Origin of the sequence: Pseudomonas sp. MYb193 (assembly GCF_002966775.1) — a bacterium.
GTDB lineage: Bacteria > Pseudomonadota > Gammaproteobacteria > Pseudomonadales > Pseudomonadaceae > Aquipseudomonas > Aquipseudomonas paracarnis.
On sequence record NZ_CP023269.1, the window covers coordinates 3,661,967 to 3,684,409 of the forward strand.

Genomic DNA, 22,443 nt, shown 5'->3' on the forward strand with positions numbered 1-22,443 from the left:
CGCCGGCCTATCCATCTATAACAGGATTGGGAGGCAGCATGAGTACCGCAAAAATCTACACCGTCCACTATCAGCTACACGGTAAACCCAAGTCTTTCGTGGTGCGCGCCGAAGTCATGAACAACGCCGAGGCCTGGCATTGGGCGGCCGTCGATGCCGACATTGCCCATGTCAGCCGCATCGGCCGCGTAGGTCACGAACAGGTGAAAAAGACCACCCGGCCCTGGGCAGAAAAATACGGTATCAGCGATGTCAGCTGGTCGCCGCCCAGGTAAACAAAGCCCCGCACAACGGCGGGGCTCGGTTCATTGCTTCAAGTCGCCCAACGGATCGTAGGGCGGCTTTTTTTTCGCTGTCTCGTCGTCCTTTTTGTCCAACGGCGCAATAGCCGGGCCGATGGGATCGACCTGTGGGTCGGCTACATCCGGCGAATCCGGGTCGAAGCCCAGTTCATCCTTGCCACTGGCGTGTTCGTTGGAAGAGGGACCATCGGTAGGTTTGTTCATCATATTCTCCTGCTAAAGCGGGCGGGCTCTGTCGTGGAGGTTTTCCAGGTCCTCTTCGACGCGCTCGACATCGTTGTCCGGACCGCGCTCTTTGGGATCGTTGGGGCGCAACGCATCGTTATCACGCTCCTCCTCGCCCGGCGTACGGTTCGGATCCGGTGTACCTGGCGGTGGCTGCTTGTGTTCAGACATGATGACTGACCTCATGAGGGGTTCACCATTTTAGAGAAACCGCCCCGCGCCATCGTTCAACTTCATTGCACCAGGCGTGAGAAGATGACCGCCCTTTTTGGAGACCTGCCCCGGATGTTCGAACTCAAACCCTGCGACCCCACTGCCTATCGCCAACAGACCCGCCGCAGCACGTTGATCGTCGCGGTGCTGTTCCTGGCCCTGGCCATGCTGCTGTCGAGCCTGGCGGTGATGCTGTTCGGTGAGCCTGGCGGTGACAATTTTCGCTTCAACGTCGGCGGCGTCTTCGCCGGCGTGTTGATCACGGTCGCGCTGGTGCGTGGCCCGTTCTGGAGCCAGGCCTGGTTGGCGCCAGCGGTGTATGGCTGGCAACTCAAGCGCAGCCTGATGAGCGTGACCAATGTTATGCACAAGGTCACCGAGCGGGTGCAGGCCAACGACCCGGCAGCCATCAAGCTGTTGCGCTTCTATCACTTGGGGCTGACGCAGATGCACGAGCTGGACGCCAACTCCAGCGCCCAGGCGCAACTGGTCGGCGAAATCGAAGCACACAAGGCGAAGATGCACGCACTGGGGATCGACACCGAACAAACCCGGCTCGATCCCGCGTGGCTGGAAGCGCTCAAAAGCGCTTGAGGGAGCAGGCAAAAAGGCGGTTAAAAAACCAGACTCAGGTCCAGGCGCCCTTCCCTGACCGGCGGACACCAGTAATAGCCACCGGTCAACGGCTTACTGATGCGATACAGGCCATCGACGATCCCATCCTCCAACCCGCTCATACGCCGAAGCTGGGCCTCAAACGCCTCGAAGGAATGCCCGAAGGCGAGAAACATCAACCCAGCCTGGCCATTCTCGGCCCAGGGCATCGAGCGGCGCACCACGAAAGCTTCCGGGGTAAAGCTTTCCTGGGCGGTGCGCTTGGTGTGAGCTGACTCGGGGGCGTCATCGAGTTCTTCGTTGTCGCCATGGCGGCGGCCAATGATGTGGTCACGCTCCTGGGCAGGCAATGCGGCGAAACCGTCAAGGTCGTGCTGCCATTGCTGGATCGCGGCAAAGCTGGCGCCGCTGTCGGTCAGCGCGGCTTGCACGGCGGCATCGTCGTGGGGGTTTTCGGTGCCGTCTTCGTAGTCGGTCAGGTCAAAGCCGGTCTTGTAGCGGAAACCTTCAGTCGATTGCACCGGGCGAAACGCCGGAGCCAGCGCTTTTTCCACGGCACGGCTGCGCAGCAACAACTCACCGCGATCCACCCCATGCAACCATACCCACAGCGCCTGCTGAGTCGACGGGTTGTGCGCGCCAGGGCCGCTAACGGCCGGGAATGAGCGCAGCCCTGGGATCTGGGCACCCAGCGCTTTTACCAGCGGCTCACCGAACCCCACCACGGCCGCCGCATCCGTCAACTGCACCAGCGCGTCCAGCGCAGCGGGCACGGCTTGCAACGAATCCAGGGCAAAAAACAGATGACGGGCCTGCAAAGGCACCGGTGCGGCAAGAATGCCCGGCTGGTACTGACTCATGTGAACTCCTTCTGAAAAGCCGCGCAGTTTACCCGGCGTACACCGCGCTGCGAACAAGAATGCGCGCAAGCCTTGCGTTAGAGCCGCTTGTTGGGTGACTCTCTAGTCATGTTTTGCAACTATTCCAGGGGTAGCGACATGACCACCAGCAACCTGCTCGCCCAGCTGTTTCCCACCTCCACCGCGCAGATTCCCGAGCAATTTCGCCTGGCGGCGCCCATTGAGCAACGTGAATACCTGGTCGATGGCCAGTTGCAGGTGTGGAACGGCCCGCTCGCCCGCGTGCAAAGCCCCGTGCAACTGGGTGATGAGCGTGTACACATCGGCAGCACGCCGTTGCTGGATGCCGACACCGCCCTCACCGCCCTGGATGCTGCCGTGCGCGCCTACGACCGTGGCCAGGGTGCATGGCCGACGATGCGCGTGGTCGAGCGTATCCAGCACGTCGAAGCTTTTTTGCGGCGCATGCGCGAACAGCGCGATGCGGTGGTCAAGCTGCTGATGTGGGAGATCGGCAAGAACCTCAAGGACTCGCAGAAAGAATTCGACCGTACCTGCGACTACATCACCGACACCATCAATGCCCTCAAGGAACTCGACCGCCGCAGCAGTCGTTTTGAACTGGAGCAGGACACCCTCGGCCAGATCCGCCGCGTCCCCCTGGGCGTGGCGTTGTGCATGGGGCCTTACAACTACCCGTTGAACGAGACCTTCACCACGCTGATCCCGGCCTTGATCATGGGCAATACCGTGGTGTTCAAGCCGGCCAAGCTGGGTGTGCTGTTGATCCGCCCTTTGCTGGAAGCCTTCCGTGACAGCTTCCCGGCCGGGGTGATCAACGTGATCTACGGCAGCGGCCGCGAGACCGTGAGCGCGCTGATGGCCAGCGGCAAGATCGACATCTTTGCGTTTATCGGCACCAACAAGGCCGCCAGTGATTTGAAAAAGCTGCACCCCAAGCCGCACCGTTTGCGTGCTGCGCTGGGCCTGGATGCCAAGAACCCGGGGATCGTGCTGCCCGAAGTGGACTTGGACAACGCGGTGAACGAAGCCGTCACCGGTTCGCTGTCGTTCAACGGCCAGCGTTGCACCGCGTTGAAGATCCTGTTCGTGCATGAAGACGTGGTCGAGCGCTTTATCGAGAAATTCAACGCCAAGCTGGCGACGCTCAAGCCCGGCATGCCGTGGGAGGATGGCGTGGCGCTGACGCCACTGCCGGAAGTCGGCAAGGTCGATTACCTCAGCGAACTGGTGGCCGATGCGGCGCGCCATGGCGCCAAGGTCATGAACCCCGAGGGCGGCAGCAGCCGTGGTTCGTTCTTCTACCCGGCGGTGCTGTACCCGGTAAACCCGCAGATGCGCGTCTACCACGAAGAGCAATTCGGCCCCGTGGTGCCGATCGTGCCCTATCGCGACCTGGAGACCGTGATCGACTACGTGCTGGACTCGGACTTCGGCCAGCAGTTGAGCCTCTTCGGCACCGACCCCGTGGCAGTCGGACGCCTGGTGGACACCTTCGCCAACCAGGTGGGCCGTATCAATATCAACGCCCAATGCCAGCGCGGGCCGGACACATTCCCCTTCAACGGGCGCAAGAACTCGGCCGAGGGCACGTTGTCGGTGCATGACGCCTTGCGCGTGTTCTCGATCCGCACTTTGGTGGCGACCAAGTTCCAGGAGAGTAACAAGGCGTTGGTCAGCGATATTTTGCGCAACCGCGATTCGAGCTTCCTGACCACCGACTACATCTTCTGAAGCCAACCCCGTTCCAATGTGCAGACAGGTCAGTGTGGGAGCTGGCTTGCCTGCGATGCCAGCTCCTCGGTCTTTCAGTCAGGTCGCGGTGATGCTATCGCAGGCAAGCCAGCTCCCACATTTGATCGAGCACATTCATACATTTGAGGCCACTTTAATACTGATGAACCTGCCCTTCTTTGCCCGGCGCCTGCTGCGCCCCTTGCTCGACCCCTACCGCCGCTTTCGCCATGCCAAGCTGATCCACGCCGCGCGCGTATCGGTGGGTTTGCTGGCAACCATCCTGCTGACCACCGGCCTCAACCTGCCCCACGGTGAATGGGCGTCGGTGACCATGCTGATCGTCATCGGCGGGTTGCAGCACCACGGCAATATCGGCAAGAAAGCCGTCGAGCGCGCCTACGGCACCTTGATCGGCGCCAGCGTCGGCTTGCTGCTGGTGGTGCAACAGGCGTACTTCGGCCTGCCGTTGCTCACCTATCTGTTGATGTCCGTGGTGTGCGGGTTCTTTTCCTATCACGCCATCGGCAAGGGCGGTTATATCGCGCTGCTGTCGGCGATCACGGTGTTTATCGTCGCCGGCCATGGCGACAACCCGATCTCCGATGGCCTGTGGCGCACCGTCGATATCCTCATCGGCATTGTGCTGGCCCTGGCGTTTTCCTTTGCCTTGCCGTTGTACGCCGTGTATTCGTGGCGCTACAACCTGGCCAGCGCCCTGCGTGACTGCGCGCAGATTTATAGCCGGATCATCAATGGCCAGTCCGTGACTGACGATGAACACCTCAAGCTGCTCAACCGTTTGAACGGGGCGATGGTGCAACTGCGTTCGTTGATGCCTTCGGTGTCCAAGGAAGTGCGGATTTCCATGACTGAACTGGACGCGATCCAGCGTCACCTGCGCCTGTGCATCAGCACCCTGGAGATTCTGGGCAATACCCGGCCAGACCCGCGTGATGAGCAGGCCACGGCGCGGATGCAAGTCATGTTGAAGGCCGAGCATCGGCAAATCCGGGTGCAGTTGGTGGGGATGGCGCGCGCGTTGAAATCGGGGGTGACGGAGCGGTTGGAGCGTACCGGTCACGCCCATGCCAGTGAGCCTACACTGGATGCACCGGTGTACAGTGCGCTGGATGGGTATCGTCTGTTGACCTTGCAACTGGCGGCGAACGTGGATCAGATGCGTCAACGGCTTGGCAAAAGTGCTGATCGCTGGAAGATTTAGCGACCGCTGGATGACATCTTCACGCACATCGACACATTCACACTTTCTCTTACATATTTTTCACGTTTTATTCACAAGCCGAGACGTACTGTGAAGCCTCATCCGTTACAAACGTTGCATATCAAGCCCGCCGCCCCAGCGGGCTTTTTTTTGCCTGTTTTCTGGCTCCGAAAATAGGGCCAACCTCTAGAGGAGCGAGCTTGCTTGCGAAGAACGCAATGACGCCGCGGTTAGCCAGAGTGCCAGCGCTATCGTTGACGTTTTTCGCGAGCAGGCTCGCTCCTAAAGGGCGTGGTGTTCGCGTAGGGCGCGCTGGGTTTCCAGCACCTTGGCCAGTGCCGTTTCGGCTTCCTGGCTTTGCTGCGGCACCCGAATCGCCGCCGACACCAGCGTGATCAGCTTGGCCATCACCTCGGCATCCGTGGCCGGGCGGCCCAGGCTCATGGAGTTCATCAGCAGGCGCAGTTCGGTGCCTGCCATGACCCCGGAAATGGCCTTGAGAGCAAATTGCAGGCGCACCCCCAGTTCATTACGTGGCAAATCCGGCAGGGCCAGGGCGAAGGCTTCGAAGAAACGCTGGAACACCGGCTGGTAATGGACCTTGAGGTATTCCTGGATAAACGGCGAGGTGTCGCTGTAGACCCGGCCCAGGAAGCGAATGAACGAACGCCCTTCCCCGCTGGCGGGGTCGCTGCGCTCCAGGCCCATGGCCGGGGCAAACAGCACGCCCAGGAGTGTGTCGCAATCGAGCGGGCCATCGGATTCGGCTTCACAGCGCGCCAGCAGTTCCAGGCGCTGCTCGTTGAGAGGCTCCAGGCGTTGCATCAGCAGGGTTTTCATCAGGGAGTCCTTGTCCCCGAAGTGGTAGTTCACCGCCGCCAGGTTGACCTGGGCACGCTCGGTTATCTGCCGTAGCAACACGGCGTCATAGCCGTACTTGATGAAAAGAGCCTCTGTCGCATCCAGCAGTCGAGTCTTGGTAACGTTTGGAGCGCTGAGTTTCTTCGCGACCATATGGGTTCCACGGCGGAAATATTGTTTTAAAAAATAATTTGATTTTTTATACCGGGGCGGCCCGTCGAAAGCAAGTAGTGACACTCCGCCATATCTTGCAAAGCCCATATATCCGGGCTTCCGAGGCAAATCGTAGGGTTTTTATCCGCCTCTGACACTAGGTGAGAAAATCGTTTCAACCGGTAAAACCGCTCTACCTCGACGGCTGGCGAAGCGTCAGGAAGGCAGTTACTATTCAAACAATATTTTAAAAACAAGAAATAAAACCAGTCCGTGACGGCTACAGGCAGCTTCTGAACTTGTTACAAGGAGTTTCGGGGAGCAAGGCGGTACCGTCGAGACTGCAGGCGTAGTCATGATGACACAGACCCCCGCGCAACCCGGCTTGATTTCCCTGCAAGGCATCGGCAAGCGCTATCAGCTCGCCGGGCAAGAATTGAGCATTCTCAATGACGTGTGCCTGTCCATCGCCAGCGGTGACAGCTGCGGCATTCTCGGTGCCTCTGGCTCCGGCAAAAGCACCCTGCTCAATATCCTCGGCCTGCTGGACCTGCCCAACTGCGGCCAGTACCACTTTGCCGGCCACGATATTTTCAACGCCACCCCCGATGAGTTGGCGGCGATCCGCAACCAGCAGATCGGTTTCGTGTTCCAGAGCTTCAACCTGCTGCCACGCCTCAGTGCCCTGGACAACGTCGCACTGCCCTTGAGTTATCGCGGCGTGTCGCGGCATGAGTCGGTGGAACACGCCCAGCGCATGCTCGCTCAAGTCGGCCTCGCCGAACGCGCCCACCATCGCCCCGCCGACCTCTCCGGAGGGCAGCGCCAACGTGTGGCCATTGCCCGCGCCTTGGTCGGCAAACCCTCGGTGATCCTGGCCGACGAACCCACCGGCAACCTCGACAGCACTACCGCCCAAGAGATCATGGACCTGCTGTTGAACCTCAACCGTGACCAACAGGTGACGCTGATCATCGTCACCCACGACCCCCACATTGCCGAGCGTCTGGAGCGCAAGATCCTGGTGTGCAACGGCGTGGTGCATGAGGCCGGGCGCCCATGAGCCTGCGGGTCGAACAGAGCCTCAGCCAGTTGCTGCACGAAGCCTTTATCAGCCTGCGCACCCTGGGCAAGCGTTCGATCCTGGCGCTCTTGGGGATCGTCATCGGCAGTTCCTCGGTGGTGGCGCTGATCAATATCGGCCACAACGCGGCGGTGGATGCGGCGATGATTTTCAAGGACATGGGTACCGACACCCTCATCGCCCAGTTCCCGCCCAAGGGCAGCAGCAATGTGCCGATGCGCACCCAGCTCGACCTGGATGCGGTACGCCGGGCAGTGCCGGGCATTGCCCATATCGGCGCACTCAGCCTGTTCAGCGGGCCCATTGTGTTTCATGGGCGGACCGCCAATGCCAACTTTGTCGGCAGTACTGCCGGTATCCAGAACGCCATGCGCCTGGCGCTGCGTGAGGGGCGCTTCCTGTCACCCTTCGATGCCAACGAAACCTACGGGGTGATCGGCGACCAGCTCGCCCAGGCTCTCGGCGCGCCAGGTGACCCGCTGCAACTGGGCGACCGTGTGCGTATCAACGATTACCTGTTTCTGGTGGTGGGTATCCTGCACAACCAACCCCGGGCCATGCTGATGCCGGTGCAGGCCAACGAATCGTTGTTTATTCCCGCCGAGGGCATGCGCCGCATCTATGCCAACCCGCAGATCAACAACGTGCTCATCCGCGCGGCGCCGGGGCAGGACATGGAACGCATAGCCAGGGACGCCGCCGCCGCGCTGCAACCCCAGCTCAGCGACCATAGCGTCGACATCACGGTGCCCCAGCAAATGATCGATGGCATGACCCGCCAAAGCCGCACCTTTGCCTATCTACTCCTGGCCCTCGGCGCGATCTCCCTGGTGGGCGGCGGTGTCGGGGTGATGAACGTGATGCTGATGAATGTCTCGGAACGCCGCCGTGAGATCGGCATCCGCATGGCCCTGGGCGCGCGCCAGCGGGATATCCGCAACCTGTTTTTGCTCGAAGCGGTCACCCTCACCGCCGTGGGTGCGCTGTGCGGCGCAGTCCTGGGCATGACCGCTGCCTGGCTGTATGCGTGGCTGTCGGGCTGGGCCTTTGCGTTGGCAGTGGCTGCCCTGCCCCTGGGCGTGGGCAGCACGTTGCTGGTGGGTTTGTTCTTTGGCATCTACCCGGCGGTGTCGGCCTCACGCTTGCAGCCGGTCGAGGCCCTGCGCGATGAATAAGTACCTGCCGCTGCTCATGCTGATCAGCCTGCCGGGCATGGCCGCCGATGTGGTGATCAACCCTCAGGCACCCAGCACTACCCGCAGCGGCTACGAGCGTAGCGTCTCGCTGAATGCCCAGGCCACCACCATGACCCTGGGGGACGCGGTGTACCTGGGCCTGCGGAATAACCCGGCGATCCGCAGCGCCTACCTGCAACGGGTGGCGCAGAAATTCGACCTGCGCGTGGCCGAAGACGTGTTCAACCCCAAGCTCACCCTCAACAGCTATTACCGCAGCACCCGTGGCTCCCAAGACAATGCGCGCAACGCCAACGTCGCGCCTACCAGCAGCCTGCTCGGCGAATACGGCACGCGCTTGAGCATGGCCTGGACCCAGCAGTTGAACAACGCCAACCGCGCCGGCCGCTACCGCAGCGACGGCCTGGACCTGGCGATCATCCAACCGCTGATGCGCGGGGCCGGCTGGGATGCCACCACCGCACCGCTGCGCCTGTCGCGCCTGGCCGAGCAGGCCAACCGCCTGAACCTCAAGGCCACCGTGGCGCAGACCATCAGCCAGATCATCGCCACCTACCGCGAATTGTTGCGCGCCCAGGAACAGTTGGTGATCGTCCAGGAAGCGCTCAAACGCTCCAATACTTTACTGGAGGTGAACAAAGCGCTGATCAGCGCCGGGCGCATGGCCGAATTCGAGATCGTGCAGACCGAAGCCGATATCGCCACCCAGCAATTAGGCGTGGAAGAAGCGCGCAACCAACTCGACACCAGCCGCCTGGCGTTGCTGCGCCTGCTGGCCCTGGACCTGTCGACACCCGTGCGTGCCACCGAGGCCCTGGAAGCCACCCCCATGGAGATCGACAAGCGCCAGGCCTTCAACCTTGCGCAAAACCAGCAACCGGAATACCTCGCTGCCCTGCTCGGTAGCCAACAGGCCGACCTCGACCTGGTGATCGCCAAGGATTCCGGGCGCTGGCAGGTGGACCTGGTCGCTGGCGCCAACCAGATACGCGCCGCCACCGATAACGACAACGGCCATAACAATAACCGCACCTGGGACAGTTACGCCGGGGTGCAAGTGCAAATCCCTATTGGCGATATCAGCACGCGCCAGGCCGAAGTGCGTGCACGGGTAAATGTAGAAGACCAGGAAATCCGCATTACCGACGCCCGCCAGGAGCTGGAGCGCAACGTCAACAATGTGGTGCGTGACCTCGGCACCCGCTGGCGCCAATATGAAATATCCAAGCGCGCCGTGGAGTTGTCGCGGCGCAAGATCGAGATCGAGCGGGAAAAGCTCAGCGCCGGGCGCTCCACCAACTTCCAGGTGCTGAGCTTCGAGACCGACCTGCGCAACGCCGAAAATGCCCAGCTCAATGCGCTGATCGCTTATTTGAACGCCCAGACTCAGCTTGATCTGACCCTGGGCATGACGCTGGAAAGTTGGGAAATTGCCCTTAATGACTACTAATAAAAAATCCCTGCTGGCCGTTGCCTTGTTCCTGCTGTTGGCCGGCGCGGCCGCCGGCCTGCTCAGTCAACGCAGCGGGGCTGAGCAGGCGGGTACAGGCGAACAGTGGCTGGCCGTAAAGCCCGACCCGTTGGTGCACCAGATCGGCCTGGTGGGCAAGATCGAGCCCGACACCACCGTCGTCCTGACGGCACCGTTCGACGGCAATGTGCTGGCCAACCTGGTCGAACAAGGCCAGCGTGTCGAGGCCGGCCAGGTCCTGTTGCGCATGGACCCGGCGACGCTTGAAGTACAGCTGCGCGACGCCCTCTCCGCGCAACTCAAGGCCCGGCGTACCGTGCAGGAAATGCAGGACTGGGGCAGCAGCCCCACCGTCAGCCGCGCCCGTCGCAGTTTACGCACCGCTGAAATGACCGCGGGCAACACCCAACGCAAACTCACCGAGAGCGAAAACCTATTCAAGCGCGGCATCATCCCTCGTAACGAACTTGACGACCTCAAGCAGCAAACCCAGCAACAGCAATTGGACTTGGTGGCGGCGCGCAGTGAGCTGCAACAAGCCCTGGACCAAGGCCAGGGCGAATATCGGCAGATCGCCGAAATGGAGCTGACCAATGCCACGGTGAAGTACGAAGCCTTGCAAACACTGCTCGAAGGCAAGGAGGTCAAGGCGCCCTTCTCCGGCATCGTGGTACCGGCGCCCGGCAGCACCAGTACCGCTCAAGGTGGCGGCAATAACAACGCGCCGGTGCAGGCCGGCAGCAAGGTCAGCCAGGGCCAGGTGCTGTTCGGGCTGGCCAATATCGAACGCTTGAAAATCGTGGCCAAGGTCTCAGAGCTGGATATCAACCAGTTGCGTCAGGGCCAGACCGTTGAAGTCATGGGCGATGGCTTTGATGGCGAGCGGCTGACGGGTTCAGTCAGCGTGGTCAGCGGCCTGGCCATCGCCAGCGACAGCCAGGGCAGTGCGCAGTTTCCGGTGACCTTGTCGATCCCCACGCTGACGCCCCAGCAGTTGCAGCGGGTGCGCCTGGGCATGAGTGCGCGGTTGACGATTGTCACTTATAACAATGACCAGGCGATCGTGATTCCCAGCCAGGCGATCCAGGCGGACATGACGGTGGAGTATCGGGCGGCGATGGATAAACCGGTAGAGCGAGTGAAGGTCACCACCGGGCAATCGACGCCGCAGGGGGTTGAGGTGTTTGGGCTTGAAGCGGGGTTGGTGAGGATCGATGGAATCAATCACTGACCCTCGATCCAGATGTGGGAACGCTGCACTGTGGCGAGGGAGCTTGCTCCCGCTGGGCTGCGCAGCGGCCCCAAGATCCTGGGAGCGCTTCGCACTCCAGCGGGAGCAAGCTCCCTCGCCACAAGATTACCGGTTACTTGCATTGGGGCAATCAATGCCAGCTCCAACATTCAGCGCTGTGTCAGCCTGGCGGCCAGTGCCTTGGCCTGCAGCGCCACATCGGTCACCGCCGTACTCTCCCACCACATACCCCGCAACGGTGGCCCCATGGCGAACAGTCGCTGGCTGACCTGGCCGTGAGCATCCAGCACCGCCCCCGTTGCATCCGCTGCAATCCCCAGCGCCAGCGGCCCAGGTTGAATCAACCCGCGCTTGAGCAGTTGCCGCGGTAAAGGCCGGGCCACCCGGCGCCAGTCGTATTCGATGCCGCTGGAATTGATCAGCGCAGCGCCCAACACCTGGGTGATCACATCCTCGCCACGGTAGCGCACCGCAATGGCAACCCCCTCTTGCGACGGCACCAAGCCCTTGAACGACGCCGCCTGAATCCGCAACCGCCCTTGCCCCTGCAACCGCGCTACCAACTGCGCACTCAAGGGCGGCGAACGGTGGTGATGGCTTTCCCACCAAGGCCGTACATGCCGCACGAACTGGCGCTTCTGGGCCTCACTGGCCTGGCTCCACAGCCGCGCGATATGCCCGCGCACCGTGTCCAGCGGCGCCTGCCAGTCTGTGCCTTGCCCCAACGCGAGCTGGCATTGGCGTCGCACCTCACGCAGCAATTGTCGGGGGCTGCTCAGGCTGTGGTCAGCGGCGAGGAAGTCGTCCCAGCTCGGCGGTTGCCGGCGTACATGGGGCAACAAGCCATGGCGCGAAAATACCTCGATAGGCCCGCGATGCCCGGCCTGCTCCAGGGAGACCACGGCATCGACCATGGTCAGGCCCGAGCCGATGATCAGCACGGTCGATTGTGGGTCGAGCCGGGTCATCGCGGGGACATCCCAAGGGTCCAACGCGGCGGCATTCAATCCTGTGGACTCGGTCTGCGGAGTACGCGCCGCCGGGAACATGCCGGTGGCCAATACCGCACAGGCGCCGCGCAGTTGCTCGCCAGTATCGAGGGTCAACAACACCGAGGTGGCATCGACTTGCAGGTCTACCCCTTCGGCGCGGATGTGCTCGACGCTCGATGTAGAAAGCGCCTTGGCTTGCGCCAGACGCTGCTGCGCGTACAGGCCGAAAAGCCCCCGTGGCGGGAACAGCTCGCTGATAGGCACATGCTGTTGGTTCGACTCGGGCCATCCGCCGGCGCTGATGTAGTCGGTGAGCCATTGGGTCAGGTCGTCGGCATTGTCCGGGTCAACGCTCATACGCGCCGCATTGCCGTTCAGCGTATGGCCCAGTTCGACCGCGCTGTAGGCTTCGCCGCGCCCCAGTTCAGCACGGGGTTCGACTATCAGGATGCGCCGCGTGCCCGGCAGGCGCAGCAGTTGCACGGCCAGCATCGTGCCGCTCAGGCCACCACCGATGATCAGTACATCTGCAACGCGGGTGGATTCACTCATGCCAGTTCGCCCTTATTGCTGCTCAAATCACCACATTTCGAACAAACCGTACCGCCGCGTTCCCATCATTGCGATAAGCATGGGGCTGGTGGCTGGCGAACATAAAGAACTCTCCAGCCTCGATGAGATTTTCCTGATCACCTATCACCAGCGTCAGGCTGCCCTCGAACACAAACAGTTGTTCGCTCCACCCTTCCAAGTCAGGGTCCGGGCAATAACGATCACCGGGTTCAAGCCGCCACTCCCACAACTCGACTTCACGCCGTGCCGTGGCCTTGGCCAGCAACACCGCCTTACTGCCGACAGTCTCGCCCGCCCAGGCCAGCTCATTGATACGGCTGTGGTCGCGCACATCCGGCGCCTGAATCAGATCACTGAACGCCACGTCCAACGCTTCGGCGACACGGTCCAGGGTCGAAAGGCTGACGTTCTTCTCTCCCGCTTCTATCGCCACCAGCATGCGCCGGCTGACACCGGATTTTTCCGAGAGCGCGGTCTGGCTCAAGTCGGCGGCATGGCGCAGGCGACGAACGTTCTGGCTGACGTGTTGCAGGACCGAAGCCCGTTGCGGATTTTCTTTGTGCACTATATTGCTCAATAGGTGGGTGTGCGCAGTATACTGCCCAGCGTGCGGCGCATTGTGCGGTCCGTGCTTTCCCCTTGCAAGACCGAGCCGCCATGACCGCCCCGAACTCCCCTTCGCGTTTCAACCGTTTCAGTAAAGCCGAATGCATCCTGGTGGTGATCACCATGATCTGGGGCGGCACCTTTTTGCTGGTGCAGCACGCCATGGCGGTCAGCGGGCCGATGTTTTTTGTGGGGCTGCGCTTCGCGGCAGCGACGATTGTGGTGGGGTTCTTTTCCTTGCGCACCCTGCGCGACCTGACCCTGTTCGAATTGAAGGCCGGGGTGTTTATCGGGGTGGCGATCATGTTCGGCTACGGTTTGCAGACCATCGGCTTGCAGACGATCCTGAGCAGCCAGTCGGCGTTCATTACCGCGCTCTATGTACCGTTCGTGCCGCTGTTGCAGTGGCTGGTCCTGGGCCGTCGCCCCGGGTTGATGCCCAGCATCGGCATCATGCTGGCATTTGCCGGCTTGATGCTGTTGACCGGCCCGGCAGGGGCCTCGCTGAATTTCAGCGCGGGTGAAATCGCCACCTTGATCGGTGCAGTGGCGATAGCGGCCGAGATCATCTTGATCAGCGCATTTGCCGGCCAGGTGGATATTCGTCGGGTGACCGTTGTGCAACTGGCCACCGCTTCGGTGCTGTCGTTCATGATGGTGGTGCCCATGGGCGAGGCGTTGCCGGGTTTTTCCTGGCTGTTGCTGTTCAGTGCCGTGGGCCTGGGCTTGACCAGTGCGGTGATCCAGGTGGCGATGAACTGGGCACAGCAGAGTGTCTCGCCAACGCGGGCGACGTTGATTTATGCCGGTGAGCCGGTGTGGGCAGGCGTTGTGGGGCGAATCGCCGGCGAACGGTTCCCGCCGATCGCGATGTTGGGGGCGGTGCTGATTGTGGTGGCGGTGATTGTGAGTGAATTGAAGACGAAGGGGCAGAAGGCCGTTGAGCAGGCAGATGCCTTGGAACAGGAGCGTCAGGGCTGACCTGGAAACGCTGTGGTGCCAAGTCTATCGTCATCGCGGGCAAGCCCGGCTCCCACAGGGTCGGCATTTCAGTTCAGAGGGAGGTTGAAACAGTGCCAAATGGGAGGTTTCAGCCTACCTTGTAGGATCCTGCCACATCTTGCCGTTTGGTGATCATGAAAGCGGCACGTATGATGCATCCCAAACTCCCGCAGATTAGAAGCCTATGTCCCTGATAGTTCTACTGCTTCTGCCTTTTATCGGCAGCTGTCTGGCGGCCTTGCTGCCGCATAACGCACGTAACACCGAATCCCTGTTGGCCGGCCTTGTGGCACTGGTCGGTACTATTCAAGTCGCCCTGCTCTACCCTCAGATCGCCCACGGTGGCGTGATCCGCGAAGAATTCATGTGGTTGCCCAGCCTGGGGCTCAACTTCGTGTTGCGCATGGATGGGTTTGCCTGGCTGTTCTCGATGCTGGTGCTGGGCATTGGCACGCTGGTGTCGCTGTATGCGCGCTACTACATGTCGCCGGACGACCCGGTGCCGCGTTTCTTTGCATTTTTCCTGGCGTTCATGGGCGCCATGCTGGGTTTGGTGATCTCCGGCAACCTGATCCAGATCGTATTCTTCTGGGAACTGACCAGCCTGTTCTCGTTCCTGTTGATCGGCTATTGGCACCACCGTGCAGATGCGCGACGTGGTGCGTATATGGCGCTGATGGTCACTGGCGCAGGTGGGCTGTGCCTGTTGGCGGGGGTGATGCTGCTGGGGCATATCGTCGGCAGCTATGACCTGGACCAGGTGCTGGCGGCGGGCGATCAGATTCGCGCGCATTCGCTGTACCCGGTCATGCTCGCCCTGGTGCTGATCGGCGCCTTGAGCAAAAGCGCGCAGTTCCCCTTCCATTTCTGGCTGCCCCACGCCATGGCGGCGCCGACGCCGGTTTCGGCTTATCTGCACTCGGCGACGATGGTGAAGGCCGGCGTGTTCCTGCTGGCCCGCCTGTGGCCGTCGCTGTCCGGCAGCGAAGAATGGTTCTGGATCGTCGGCGGTGCCGGCGCCCTCACTCTCCTCCTCGGCGCTTACTGCGCTATGTTTCAAAACGATCTCAAGGGCCTGCTGGCCTATTCCACCATCAGCCACCTGGGGCTGATCACCCTGCTGCTGGGCCTCAACAGCCCACTGGCCGCAGTTGCCGCGGTATTCCACATTCTCAACCACGCCACCTTCAAGGCTTCGCTGTTCATGGCGGCGGGCATCATCGACCACGAAAGCGGCACGCGGGATATCCGCAAGCTCAGTGGGCTGGTGCGCCTGATCCCGTTTACTGCGACCCTGGCGATGGTCGCCAGCGCGTCCATGGCCGGGGTGCCGTTGCTCAATGGCTTCCTGTCCAAAGAGATGTTCTTTGCCGAAACCGTGTTTATCTCGTCGACCCAATGGGTGGAAATCGCCCTGCCGGTGATCGCGACCATTGCCGGTACATTCAGCGTGGCCTATGCCCTGCGTTTTACCGTGGACGTGTTCTTCGGCCCGCCCGCCACCGACTTGCCGCACACGCCCCACGAGCCGCCGCGCTGGATGCGCGCACCCGTCGAGCTGTTGGTGTTCACCTGTCTGCTGGTGGGGATTTTCCCGGCCCAGGTGGTCGGCTCGATCCTCGCCGCTGCCGCCCTGCCGGTGGTGGGCGGTACGCTACCGGAATATAGCCTGGCAATCTGGCACGGCTGGAACGCGCCGATGATCATGAGCCTGGTGGCGATGACCGGCGGCGTGGTGCTGTACCTGATGCTGCGCAAGCAACTCAAGCGTGGCCGCTTCGAATACCCGCCGCTGATCGGCTATTTCAACGGCAAGCGCGGCTTCGAGCGCTGCCTGGTGGTGATGATGCGCGGCGTGCGCCGCATCGAGAAACGCATCAGCACCAAGCGCCTGCAAACCCAGTTGTTCCTATTGGTGCTGCTGGCAGTGATCGGCGCGATGATCCCGATGATCAACAGTGGCCTCAGCTGGGGCGACCGCCCGAAAATCCCGGGCTCCATCGTCTTCGTCACCCTGTGGATGCTGGCGATTGCCTGCGCCCTTGGCGCCGCCTGGCAAGCCAAGTACCACCGGCTGGCGGCCTTGACCATGGTCAGCGTGTGCGGCCTGATGACCTGCGTCACCTTCGTGTGGTTCTCGGCGCCGGACCTGGCCCTCACCCAACTGGTGGTGGAAGTGGTCACCACCGTGCTGATCCTGCTCGGCCTGCGCTGGCTGCCAAGGCGGATCGAAGAGGTCTCGCCCCTGCCCAGCTCGCTGCGCAAGGCGCGTATCCGCCGCCTGCGTGACTTGCTGCTCTCCACTGTGGTGGGCGGCGGCATGGCGCTGCTGTCCTACGCGATGCTGACCCGCCAGACACCCAACGATATCTCCTCGTTCTACTTAAGCCGTGCCCTGCCCGAAGGCGGCGGCAGCAATGTGGTGAACGTGATGCTGGTGGACTTCCGTGGCTTCGACACCCTGGGCGAAATCACCGTACTGGGCGCTGTGGCCTTGACCGTGTACGCCTTGCTCCGTCGCTTTCGCCCGTCCAAGGAAAGCATGGAATTGCCACCCCAACAGCGCCAACTGGCGCCGGACGTGGCCACCGACCTGGTCAACCCGCGCCAGGCCAGCGACACCGCCCTGGGCTTTATGATGGTGCCGGCGGTGCTGGTGCGCCTGCTGCTGCCGATTGCGCTGGTGGTGTCGTTTTATCTGTTCATGCGCGGCCACAACCAACCTGGGGGTGGTTTCGTCGCCGGGCTGGTGATGTCGGTGGCGTTTATCCTGCAATACATGGTCGCCGGCACCCAGTGGGTCGAGGCGCAGATGAGCCTGCGGCCGATGCGCTGGATGGGCTTCGGCCTGCTGTCGGCCACCTTGACCGGGCTGGGCGCGCTGTTCGCCGGGTACCCGTTCCTCACCACGCATACCTGGCATTTCAGCCTGCCGTTACTGGGCGATATTCATATCGCCAGTGCGCTGTTCTTTGACGTCGGCGTGTACGCCATGGTCGTGGGCTCGACCCTGTTGATGCTCACCGCCCTCGGCCACCAGTCGGTGCGCGCGCATAAACCGAGCAACCAGCCCAAAGTGGTTGCTGCAACCGAAGGAGCCGCCTGATGGAAGAAGTCATCGCAATAGCCATTGGGGTCCTGGCGGCCTCCGGCGTCTGGTTGATCCTGCGGCCACGGACGTTCCAGGTGGTCATGGGTTTGTGCCTGCTGTCCTACGGCGTCAATCTGTTCATCTTCAGCATGGGCAGCCTGTTTATCGGCAAGGAGCCGATCATCAAGGACGGCGTGCCCCAAGACCTGCTCAACTACACCGATCCACTGCCCCAGGCCCTGGTGCTCACGGCCATCGTGATCAGCTTCGCCATGACCGCGTTGTTCCTGGTGGTGCTGCTGGCATCCCGGGGCCTCACCGGCACTGACCATGTAGACGGCCGGGAGCCCAAGGAATGACGTGGATGAATCAACTGATCGTCGCGCCGATCCTGCTGCCGCTGCTCACCGCCGGGCTGATGCTGATGCTGGGCGAAAAACGCCGCCCACTCAAAGCCCAGATCAATCTGTGCTCCAGCATCGTCGGCCTGGGCGTGGCCATCCTGCTGTTGTACTGGACGCAACAAGGCGGCCCCGGCTCCATTGGCGTGTACCTGCCGGGCAACTGGCAGGTGCCGTTCGGCATCGTCCTGGTGGTGGACCAACTGTCGGCGATGATGCTGGTGCTGACCGGGGTTATCGGCGTCAGCGCGCTACTGTTCGCCATGGCCCGCTGGGACCGTGCGGGCACCAGCTTCCACGCCCTGTTCCAGATCCAACTGATGGGGCTGTATGGCGCCTTCCTCACCGCCGACCTGTTCAACCTGTTCGTGTTCTTCGAGGTGCTCCTGGCCGCCTCCTACGGCCTGATGCTGCACGGTTCCGGCCGCGCGCGGGTGTCGTCGGGGCTGCATTACATTGCGATCAACCTGCTGGCGTCGTCGCTGTTCCTGATTGGCGCGGCGATGATCTACGGCGTCACCGGTACGCTGAACTTCGCCGACCTGGCGTTGAAAATCCCGCTGGTGCCGGAGGCCGATCGCGGCCTGTTGCATGCCGGTGCGGCGATCCTGGCTACGGCGTTCCTGGCCAAGGCTGGCATGTGGCCGCTGAACTTCTGGCTGGCGCCCGCCTATTCCTCGGCCAGCGCGCCGGTGGCGGCAATGTTCGCGATCATGACCAAGGTCGGCGTGTACACCGTGCTGCGCCTGTGGACCCTGCTGTTCTCCGGCCAGGCCGGGGCTTCGGCACTGTTTGGCGGCGATTGGCTGGTGTATGGCGGCATGGCGACCATCATTTGCGCGGCACTGGCGATGGTGGCGGCGCAGCGCCTGGAACGCATGGCCAGCCTGAGTATCCTGGTGTCGGCGGGTATCCTGCTGTCAGCGGTAGGGTTTGCCCAGCCGAGCCTGACCGCGGGGGCGCTGTTCTATCTGGTCAGTTCCACCCTGGCACTGAGTGCGCTGTTTTTGCTGGCGGAGTTGATCGAGCGTTCGCGTTCGGCCAACGACCTGCCGCTGGATGAGGAGATTGATGCGCTGCCCAAAGCCATGGAATCGCTGCATCCGCGCCCGGGCGTGAACCTGGACGATGAGCAAAAAGCGGTGATCGGCCAGGTCATCCCTTGGACCATGGCCTTCCTGGGCCTGAGCTTTATCGCCTGCGCGCTGCTGATTATCGGCATGCCGCCGCTGTCCGGGTTTATCGGCAAGCTCAGCCTGTTGAGCGCGCTGATCAACCCACTGGGCCTGGGCAACGCCGTGGACGAGTCCATCCGCCCGGCGGCCTGGGGCCTGGTGGCGCTACTGATTCTCTCTGGCCTGGCCTCGCTCATCGCTTTCGCCCGCCTCGGCATCCAGCGCTTCTGGACCCCGGAAGAACGCCCATCACCGCTGCTGCGCCGCTACGAGTGTGTGCCGATCTTCCTGCTGCTGGGGTTGAGCATCGCGCTGACCTTCAAGGCCGAGGCGCTGATGCGCTACACCCAGGCCACCGCCGAAAGCCTGAACAACCCGGAACACTACGTGATGGCAGTGCTCGCGACCCGGCCAGTGCCCAGCCCTGAAGCCAAGGCCGCCGCCCTGGAGGTGCAGCCATGAAACGTCTGTTCCCGGCTCCCTGGCTGTCGTTGGCGTTGTGGGTATTGTGGCTGGTGCTGAACTTGTCGATCAGCCCCGGCAACCTGCTGCTGGGCGCACTGTTGGGCTTTCTTGCGCCGCTGATGATGGCGCCGCTGCGCCCGCTGCCGATCCGCATCCGCCGCCCAGGGGTGATCATCCGCCTGTTCTTCCGGGTCGGCCTCGACGTGATCATCTCCAACCTGCACGTGGCCTGGGGCGTACTCACTTGCGGCTCACGCCCACCGCGCTCGCGCTTTATCAAGATCCCCCTGGACCTGCGCGACGCCAACGGCCTGGCTGTGCTGGCGATGATCACCAGCGTGACCCCCGGCACCGTCTGGTCGGAACTGGCCCTGGACCGCAGCATCCTGCTGCTGCACGTCTTCGACCTGGATGACGAGGCCTCGTTTATCCAGCAATTCAAGCACGCCTACGAACGGCCCCTGATGGAGATCTTCGAATGAGCGCCCTGCTCGCCAATGCGATCCTGTTCAGCCTGTTCCTGTTCTCCCTGGCCATGGTGCTGACCCTGGTGCGCCTGTTCAAAGGCCCCTCGGCCCAGGACCGGGTACTGGCGCTGGACTACCTATACATCCTGGCGATGCTGATGATGCTGACCCTGGGTATTCGCTATGCCAGCGACACTTACTTTGAAGCGGCGCTATTGATCGCGCTGTTCGGCTTCGTCGGCTCGTTCGCCCTGGCCAAATTCCTGCTGCGTGGGGAGGTGATTGAATGATGCCGTTATGGGTTGAAATTATCGTGGCGGCGTTGCTGTTGCTCAGCGGCCTGTTTGCCTTGATTGGCGCGATTGGCTTGCTGCGGATGAAAGAATTTTTCCAACGCATGCACCCGCCGGCACTGGCGTCGACGTTGGGGGCGTGGAGCGTGGCGTTGGCGTCGATCATCTACTTTTCGGTGCTCAAGTCCGGGCCGGTGTTGCATGGCTGGTTGATTCCGATTTTGCTCGCGATCACCGTGCCAGTCACCACACTGCTGCTGGCGCGAACCGCGCTGTTCCGCAAACGCATGGCCGGTGATGATGTCCCCGCCGAAGTCAGCAGCCGCCGCTGATTCTTCAGGCGAATTCAGTAAAAATGTGGGAGCTGGCTTGCCTGCGATAGCGGTTTATCAGTTACAGCATCATTGACTGGAACACCGCTATCGCAGGCAAGCCAGCTCCCACCATTTGGTTTGGCGCCAGGCAAAAGAGCGGATACGCGCCGCCCATTGCGCCAGCTCAGCATCATCGGCCCGCACCAAGTCGAAATCTCAGACAAAAATCGAATAATCCTACATCCTACTCGCACGATAAAAGGCGAAACATCCGATATTTCCTATTTACATTCTTTTGTATGTTTATGGCGAATAAATCAGGATGCCAACGTCCATGGCTAACCACGGCTACATGTCCATTAACGGAAAATCTCAAGGCCTGATCTAGGCTGGTTGCTCAACCCAAGACTCCATCGGCAACAAGTGCCAGGAGGGGCACCGAGACGAAATCATGGTGATGTCCTTCAATCACAATATGCTCAATACCGGCAACATCAGAGCCTCCACGCACGGCCCGGTGGTTATTACAAAAAATATTGATAAATCTTCGCCCCTGCTGGCCGTGGCGTTATCCAATAGAGAAGAACTGAACTGCGTGATCAACTTTTATCGCATTTCACAGTTCGGCCAGCACCAAAAATACTACACCGTCGATATCAGGGGCTGCATCATTGCCAGCCTGACCGTCGATGTCCCCCACTCCGTCCTGCTGAACGATGTAGACGCACAGGAACATCTGTCGATTCGTTATCGGGAAATCATCTGGACACATCATCTAGCGGGCACCAGCGGCTATGGCTCATGGGAAACCGGGCGATGAAATCAAAGAAAGAAAATCAAACACCGAACTTTTATGACTTATGGGTCGTCAGCCAAGCCGCTGCAAAACTAACCAATCATGCATGTGCAATAAGTGCCCGGCATCTTCAGGATGGCGTTAATCGTTCGATATTCAACCGAGAGGTTGCCTACTACGCTCGTAGTATTGTCAGAGATGTAGAGCAAGGGAAAAAGACAATTGCAGAGGGGCTGATTGAGATTAAAAAAGAGCAGCGTAGTTTGCTGGATCAATCAATAGCGATTGGGAGAAATGGAATTGGAGCCGTTGCGGGCGCAATGCAAATAGCCACGGGTGCCGGAATTTGCTACGCGTCGGCGGGCACCCTTTGCCTCATTACGGGTGTGCCATTGATGGCGCATGGCGCAAATAATATTTACGAAGGTGGCCGCAACTTGATGACCGGGCAATCCGACACAATCGGCCCAGTTCGCGAGGGCTATCATGCGATGTCATCTGCCGTCGGCTATGGAGAGCGAGAAGCGAATATGGCCTATGGATCGGTAGATATAGGGCTCTCGGTTTATAGTGGTGCTCGGCATGTACTAAAGCCTGATGCTTGGCGCTTGTTTAGATATCTCGACACAGATCGTATACGAGCCTACAAGCTTATGAAGCCAGGAACATTGGGGGCTGAAGCAGTTATAAATAGCATCACAATAGAACAAATTCATCAAGAGGTCAAAAAATGACTGTTTGGTTGTTCCCCGTTCTATCTGCACTCGGGGTCTTTTTGGCATTCTCACTCAGAATATTACTGTCTAGTAGAAAGCTAGGATATACAAAATTTTTTCTCGGAATGATTCCAAACATGCTGGCCATGCGAGCACATTATAAAATTGCGGATCTTAATATATTTCCATTTCTTGGATATAGACCAGATATCATCGACGAGCATATTTTTATCGGATGGTTAGCACTTGCCTGCTTCTTTCTCCACGCCAGTGCATTTCCAGTCAAGCAGGACTTGAACTGGTGGTGGAAAGGCTAAGTGACATCGCTATTTTTTGTAAA

Annotated in this window: 23 protein-coding genes and 1 pseudogene; 18 read left to right on the forward strand and 6 right to left on the reverse strand. The window is 60.9% G+C overall.

Annotated features, from left to right (window positions below; all coding sequences use genetic code 11):
- The first annotated feature begins 38 nt into the window (after positions 1-38).
- Positions 39-275 (forward strand): DUF6555 family protein, encoded by a 237-nt coding sequence (locus tag CLM72_RS16550; protein ID WP_003192128.1) that lies wholly within the window; start codon positions 39-41, stop codon positions 273-275.
- Between the two features lie 30 nt (positions 276-305).
- On the opposite strand, the gene CLM72_RS16555 is transcribed toward CLM72_RS16550, so the two are convergent.
- Entirely contained in the window at positions 306-506 is a 201-nt protein-coding gene (locus tag CLM72_RS16555; RefSeq protein WP_032902837.1) for a DUF6021 family protein, read from the reverse strand.
- A 12-nt stretch (positions 507-518) separates the two neighbouring features.
- On the reverse strand, positions 519-698 hold the full coding sequence (locus tag CLM72_RS16560; protein ID WP_032902836.1) for a hypothetical protein: 180 nt from the start codon (positions 696-698) through the stop codon (positions 519-521).
- A gap of 114 nt (positions 699-812) precedes the next feature.
- Here CLM72_RS16560 and CLM72_RS16565 point away from each other — a divergent pair, with 114 nt between their 5' ends.
- The gene (locus CLM72_RS16565) at positions 813-1,334 is read left to right on the forward strand and encodes a DUF3087 family protein (protein ID WP_105227174.1); all 522 of its coding nucleotides are present in this window, start codon (positions 813-815) and stop codon (positions 1,332-1,334) included.
- Between the two features lie 20 nt (positions 1,335-1,354).
- Here the strand turns inward: CLM72_RS16565 and CLM72_RS16570 are convergent, their stop codons facing one another.
- Positions 1,355-2,215, reverse strand: coding sequence for a Dyp-type peroxidase (locus tag CLM72_RS16570; protein ID WP_105227175.1), 861 nt, complete (start codon positions 2,213-2,215; stop codon positions 1,355-1,357).
- A 138-nt stretch (positions 2,216-2,353) separates the two neighbouring features.
- Between CLM72_RS16570 and CLM72_RS16575 the strand changes: the two genes are divergently transcribed.
- Both CLM72_RS16575 and CLM72_RS16580 read left to right on the forward strand, forming a co-directional pair.
- Positions 2,354-3,970: an NADP-dependent glyceraldehyde-3-phosphate dehydrogenase gene (locus tag CLM72_RS16575; RefSeq protein ID WP_034127893.1), complete on the forward strand. Its 1,617-nt coding sequence runs from the start codon at positions 2,354-2,356 to the stop codon at positions 3,968-3,970.
- Between the two features lie 163 nt (positions 3,971-4,133).
- Positions 4,134-5,195 (forward strand): FUSC family protein, encoded by a 1,062-nt coding sequence (locus CLM72_RS16580; RefSeq protein WP_105227176.1) that lies wholly within the window; start codon positions 4,134-4,136, stop codon positions 5,193-5,195.
- Between the two features lie 282 nt (positions 5,196-5,477).
- On the opposite strand, the gene CLM72_RS16585 is transcribed toward CLM72_RS16580, so the two are convergent.
- Positions 5,478-6,209: a TetR/AcrR family transcriptional regulator gene (locus CLM72_RS16585; RefSeq protein ID WP_034127895.1), complete on the reverse strand. Its 732-nt coding sequence runs from the start codon at positions 6,207-6,209 to the stop codon at positions 5,478-5,480.
- 355 nt (positions 6,210-6,564) lie between these two features.
- Between CLM72_RS16585 and CLM72_RS16590 the strand changes: the two genes are divergently transcribed.
- From CLM72_RS16590 to CLM72_RS16605, 4 genes are read left to right on the forward strand one after another with little or no spacing between them, the layout of a single operon-like run.
- Positions 6,565-7,272 carry an ABC transporter ATP-binding protein gene (locus CLM72_RS16590; protein ID WP_034127896.1) on the forward strand — a complete coding sequence of 236 codons (708 nt, stop codon included), beginning with the start codon at positions 6,565-6,567 and terminating at the stop codon, positions 7,270-7,272.
- Positions 7,269-8,468: an ABC transporter permease gene (locus tag CLM72_RS16595; RefSeq protein ID WP_105227177.1), complete on the forward strand. Its 1,200-nt coding sequence runs from the start codon at positions 7,269-7,271 to the stop codon at positions 8,466-8,468. Before CLM72_RS16590 ends, CLM72_RS16595 begins: the two co-directional genes overlap by 4 nt.
- Positions 8,461-9,939 (forward strand): TolC family protein, encoded by a 1,479-nt coding sequence (locus CLM72_RS16600; protein WP_057974916.1) that lies wholly within the window; start codon positions 8,461-8,463, stop codon positions 9,937-9,939. The genes CLM72_RS16595 and CLM72_RS16600 overlap by 8 nt, the downstream gene beginning before the upstream one ends.
- The gene (locus tag CLM72_RS16605) at positions 9,929-11,191 is read left to right on the forward strand and encodes an efflux RND transporter periplasmic adaptor subunit (protein WP_105227178.1); all 1,263 of its coding nucleotides are present in this window, start codon (positions 9,929-9,931) and stop codon (positions 11,189-11,191) included. The genes CLM72_RS16600 and CLM72_RS16605 overlap by 11 nt, the downstream gene beginning before the upstream one ends.
- Before the next feature lie 170 nt (positions 11,192-11,361).
- Here the strand turns inward: CLM72_RS16605 and CLM72_RS16610 are convergent, their stop codons facing one another.
- Together CLM72_RS16610 and CLM72_RS16615 are read right to left on the reverse strand one after the other, a co-directional pair.
- Positions 11,362-12,756 carry an FAD/NAD(P)-binding protein gene (locus tag CLM72_RS16610; RefSeq protein WP_105227179.1) on the reverse strand — a complete coding sequence of 465 codons (1,395 nt, stop codon included), beginning with the start codon at positions 12,754-12,756 and terminating at the stop codon, positions 11,362-11,364.
- A gap of 22 nt (positions 12,757-12,778) precedes the next feature.
- A complete protein-coding gene (locus CLM72_RS16615) occupies positions 12,779-13,342 on the reverse strand; it encodes a helix-turn-helix domain-containing protein (protein ID WP_105227180.1) in 564 nt (187 codons plus the stop codon).
- 92 nt (positions 13,343-13,434) lie between these two features.
- Here CLM72_RS16615 and CLM72_RS16620 point away from each other — a divergent pair, with 92 nt between their 5' ends.
- The 10 genes and pseudogenes from CLM72_RS16620 to CLM72_RS16665 all read left to right on the forward strand — a co-directional run bounded on the left by CLM72_RS16620 (position 13,435) and on the right by CLM72_RS16665 (position 22,420).
- On the forward strand, positions 13,435-14,364 hold the full coding sequence (locus CLM72_RS16620) for a DMT family transporter (protein WP_105227181.1): 930 nt from the start codon (positions 13,435-13,437) through the stop codon (positions 14,362-14,364).
- A 205-nt stretch (positions 14,365-14,569) separates the two neighbouring features.
- Positions 14,570-17,491, forward strand: a complete 2,922-nt coding sequence (locus tag CLM72_RS16625; RefSeq protein WP_105227182.1) for a monovalent cation/H+ antiporter subunit A — start codon at positions 14,570-14,572, stop codon at positions 17,489-17,491.
- Positions 17,491-17,835: a Na+/H+ antiporter subunit C gene (locus tag CLM72_RS16630; protein ID WP_003192163.1), complete on the forward strand. Its 345-nt coding sequence runs from the start codon at positions 17,491-17,493 to the stop codon at positions 17,833-17,835. The genes CLM72_RS16625 and CLM72_RS16630 overlap by 1 nt, the downstream gene beginning before the upstream one ends.
- Positions 17,832-19,514, forward strand: a complete 1,683-nt coding sequence (locus CLM72_RS16635; protein WP_003192165.1) for a monovalent cation/H+ antiporter subunit D — start codon at positions 17,832-17,834, stop codon at positions 19,512-19,514. The genes CLM72_RS16630 and CLM72_RS16635 overlap by 4 nt, the downstream gene beginning before the upstream one ends.
- Positions 19,511-19,999, forward strand: coding sequence for a Na+/H+ antiporter subunit E (locus CLM72_RS16640; protein ID WP_014718934.1), 489 nt, complete (start codon positions 19,511-19,513; stop codon positions 19,997-19,999). Before CLM72_RS16635 ends, CLM72_RS16640 begins: the two co-directional genes overlap by 4 nt.
- Complete coding sequence (locus CLM72_RS16645; RefSeq protein ID WP_003192168.1) at positions 19,996-20,274, forward strand: K+/H+ antiporter subunit F; 279 nt, start codon at positions 19,996-19,998, stop codon at positions 20,272-20,274. Before CLM72_RS16640 ends, CLM72_RS16645 begins: the two co-directional genes overlap by 4 nt.
- Entirely contained in the window at positions 20,271-20,609 is a 339-nt protein-coding gene (locus tag CLM72_RS16650) for a Na+/H+ antiporter subunit G (RefSeq protein WP_034127905.1), read from the forward strand. The genes CLM72_RS16645 and CLM72_RS16650 overlap by 4 nt, the downstream gene beginning before the upstream one ends.
- A 316-nt stretch (positions 20,610-20,925) precedes the next feature.
- Positions 20,926-21,411 (forward strand): annotated as a pseudogene (locus CLM72_RS16655) (Hcp family type VI secretion system effector).
- Positions 21,408-22,121 carry a DUF4225 domain-containing protein gene (locus tag CLM72_RS16660; protein ID WP_105227183.1) on the forward strand — a complete coding sequence of 238 codons (714 nt, stop codon included), beginning with the start codon at positions 21,408-21,410 and terminating at the stop codon, positions 22,119-22,121. The pseudogene CLM72_RS16655 and the gene CLM72_RS16660 overlap by 4 nt, the downstream one beginning before the upstream one ends.
- Positions 22,118-22,420 (forward strand): hypothetical protein, encoded by a 303-nt coding sequence (locus CLM72_RS16665; RefSeq protein ID WP_105227184.1) that lies wholly within the window; start codon positions 22,118-22,120, stop codon positions 22,418-22,420. The genes CLM72_RS16660 and CLM72_RS16665 overlap by 4 nt, the downstream gene beginning before the upstream one ends.
- Positions 22,421-22,443 lie beyond the last annotated feature (23 nt).

Bases quoted from the DNA above. Each gene is read 5' to 3' on its own strand.
- CLM72_RS16550 (WP_003192128.1), top strand. From the start codon at position 39: ATGAGTACCGCAAAAATCTACACCGTCCACTATCAGCTACACGGTAAA.
- CLM72_RS16555 (WP_032902837.1), bottom strand. From the start codon at position 506: ATGAACAAACCTACCGATGGTCCCTCTTCCAACGAACACGCCAGTGGC.
- CLM72_RS16560 (WP_032902836.1), bottom strand. From the start codon at position 698: ATGTCTGAACACAAGCAGCCACCGCCAGGTACACCGGATCCGAACCGT.
- CLM72_RS16565 (WP_105227174.1), top strand. From the start codon at position 813: ATGTTCGAACTCAAACCCTGCGACCCCACTGCCTATCGCCAACAGACC.
- CLM72_RS16570 (WP_105227175.1), bottom strand. From the start codon at position 2,215: ATGAGTCAGTACCAGCCGGGCATTCTTGCCGCACCGGTGCCTTTGCAG.
- CLM72_RS16575 (WP_034127893.1), top strand. From the start codon at position 2,354: ATGACCACCAGCAACCTGCTCGCCCAGCTGTTTCCCACCTCCACCGCG.
- CLM72_RS16580 (WP_105227176.1), top strand. From the start codon at position 4,134: ATGAACCTGCCCTTCTTTGCCCGGCGCCTGCTGCGCCCCTTGCTCGAC.
- CLM72_RS16585 (WP_034127895.1), bottom strand. From the start codon at position 6,209: ATGGTCGCGAAGAAACTCAGCGCTCCAAACGTTACCAAGACTCGACTG.
- CLM72_RS16590 (WP_034127896.1), top strand. From the start codon at position 6,565: ATGATGACACAGACCCCCGCGCAACCCGGCTTGATTTCCCTGCAAGGC.
- CLM72_RS16595 (WP_105227177.1), top strand. From the start codon at position 7,269: ATGAGCCTGCGGGTCGAACAGAGCCTCAGCCAGTTGCTGCACGAAGCC.
- CLM72_RS16600 (WP_057974916.1), top strand. From the start codon at position 8,461: ATGAATAAGTACCTGCCGCTGCTCATGCTGATCAGCCTGCCGGGCATG.
- CLM72_RS16605 (WP_105227178.1), top strand. From the start codon at position 9,929: ATGACTACTAATAAAAAATCCCTGCTGGCCGTTGCCTTGTTCCTGCTG.
- CLM72_RS16610 (WP_105227179.1), bottom strand. From the start codon at position 12,756: ATGAGTGAATCCACCCGCGTTGCAGATGTACTGATCATCGGTGGTGGC.
- CLM72_RS16620 (WP_105227181.1), top strand. From the start codon at position 13,435: ATGACCGCCCCGAACTCCCCTTCGCGTTTCAACCGTTTCAGTAAAGCC.
- CLM72_RS16625 (WP_105227182.1), top strand. From the start codon at position 14,570: ATGTCCCTGATAGTTCTACTGCTTCTGCCTTTTATCGGCAGCTGTCTG.
- CLM72_RS16630 (WP_003192163.1), top strand. From the start codon at position 17,491: ATGGAAGAAGTCATCGCAATAGCCATTGGGGTCCTGGCGGCCTCCGGC.
- CLM72_RS16635 (WP_003192165.1), top strand. From the start codon at position 17,832: ATGACGTGGATGAATCAACTGATCGTCGCGCCGATCCTGCTGCCGCTG.
- CLM72_RS16640 (WP_014718934.1), top strand. From the start codon at position 19,511: ATGAAACGTCTGTTCCCGGCTCCCTGGCTGTCGTTGGCGTTGTGGGTA.
- CLM72_RS16645 (WP_003192168.1), top strand. From the start codon at position 19,996: ATGAGCGCCCTGCTCGCCAATGCGATCCTGTTCAGCCTGTTCCTGTTC.
- CLM72_RS16650 (WP_034127905.1), top strand. From the start codon at position 20,271: ATGATGCCGTTATGGGTTGAAATTATCGTGGCGGCGTTGCTGTTGCTC.
- CLM72_RS16660 (WP_105227183.1), top strand. From the start codon at position 21,408: ATGAAATCAAAGAAAGAAAATCAAACACCGAACTTTTATGACTTATGG.
- CLM72_RS16665 (WP_105227184.1), top strand. From the start codon at position 22,118: ATGACTGTTTGGTTGTTCCCCGTTCTATCTGCACTCGGGGTCTTTTTG.